The organism is Streptomyces sp. NPDC003035 (assembly GCF_042888285.1).
GTDB lineage: Bacteria > Actinomycetota > Actinomycetes > Streptomycetales > Streptomycetaceae > Streptomyces.
Genome location: NZ_JBIAPJ010000017.1, coordinates 1,496 through 3,368 on the forward strand (window position 1 = coordinate 1,496; position 1,873 = coordinate 3,368).

1 rRNA gene (only partly in view) is annotated in these 1,873 nt (G+C 57.3%); it reads right to left on the reverse strand.

Going from position 1 to position 1,873, the window contains the following annotated elements:
• A 23S ribosomal RNA gene (locus ACFYV5_RS34665) occupies window positions 1-1,728 on the reverse strand (it extends 1,494 nt beyond the left edge of the window).
• Window positions 1,729-1,873: the final 145 nt, after the last annotated feature.

Sequence of the window (1,873 nt, forward strand, 5' to 3'; positions counted from 1 at the left end):
AATGTGTGACGGATTTGCCTATCACACGGCCTACACCCTTACCCCGGGACAACCACCGCCCGGGCTGGACTACCTTCCTGCGTCACCCCATCGCTTACCTACTACAAGTCTGGTTCGTCGGCTCCACCACTCCCCTTTGCCCGAAGGCTCCAGGGCGGCTTCACGGACTTAGCATCGCCTGATTCGATATTGGGCGTTTCAAAGCGGGTACCGGAATATCAACCGGTTGTCCATCGACTACGCCTGTCGGCCTCGCCTTAGGTCCCGACTTACCCTGGGCAGATCAGCTTGACCCAGGAACCCTTAGTCAATCGGCGCACACGTTTCTCACGTGTGTATCGCTACTCATGCCTGCATTCTCACTCGTGAACCGTCCACAACTCGCTTCCGCGGCTGCTTCACCCGGCACACGACGCTCCCCTACCCATCCATACTCCCGTTGGGGATATGTGTATGAATGACACGACTTCGGCGGTACGCTTGAGCCCCGCTACATTGTCGGCGCGGAATCACTTGACCAGTGAGCTATTACGCACTCTTTCAAGGGTGGCTGCTTCTAAGCCAACCTCCTGGTTGTCTCTGCGACTCCACATCCTTTCCCACTTAGCGTACGCTTAGGGGCCTTAGTCGATGCTCTGGGCTGTTTCCCTCTCGACCATGGAGCTTATCCCCCACAGTCTCACTGCCGTGCTCTCACTTACCGGCATTCGGAGTTTGGCTAAGGTCAGTAACCCGGTAGGGCCCATCGCCTATCCAGTGCTCTACCTCCGGCAAGAAACACACGACGCTGCACCTAAATGCATTTCGGGGAGAACCAGCTATCACGGAGTTTGATTGGCCTTTCACCCCTAACCACAGGTCATCCCCCAGGTTTTCAACCCTGGTGGGTTCGGTCCTCCACGAAGTCTTACCTCCGCTTCAACCTGCCCATGGCTAGATCACTCCGCTTCGGGTCTTGAGCGTGCTACTGAATCGCCCTGTTCGGACTCGCTTTCGCTACGGCTTCCCCACACGGGTTAACCTCGCAACACACCGCAAACTCGCAGGCTCATTCTTCAAAAGGCACGCAGTCACGACCCACTGGGTAAACCCAATGAGCGACGCTCCCACGGCTTGTAGGCACACGGTTTCAGGTACTATTTCACTCCGCTCCCGCGGTACTTTTCACCATTCCCTCACGGTACTATCCGCTATCGGTCACCAGGGAATATTTAGGCTTAGCGGGTGGTCCCGCCAGATTCACACGGGATTTCTCGGGCCCCGTGCTACTTGGGTGTCTCTTAAACGAGCCGTTGATGTTTCAGCTACGGGGGTCTTACCCTCTACGCCGGACCTTTCGCATGTCCTTCGCCTACATCAACGGTTTCTGACTCGCCTCACAGCCGGCAGACTGTGAAAAAGAGATCCCACAACCCCGTATGCGCAACCCCTGCCGGGTATCACACGCATACGGTTTGGCCTCATCCGGTTTCGCTCGCCACTACTCCCGGAATCACGGTTGTTTTCTCTTCCTGAGGGTACTGAGATGTTTCACTTCCCCTCGTTCCCTCCACATGCCCTATGTGTTCAGGCATGGGTGACAGCCCATGACGACTGCCGGGTTTCCCCATTCGGAAACCCCCGGATCAAAGCCTGGTTGACGGCTCCCCGGGGACTATCGTGGCCTCCCACGTCCTTCATCGGTTCCTGGTGCCAAGGCATCCACCGTGCGCCCTTAAAAACTTGGCCACAGATGCTCGCGTCCACTGTGTAGTTCTCAAGCAACGACCAGCCACCCATCACCCCACCACAACGTGGCGAGTTCACTGGGGCCGGCATCGCGAAGACACGACCTCACGGCCGTACCCTCAGATACCCAACAACGTGCCAAGCG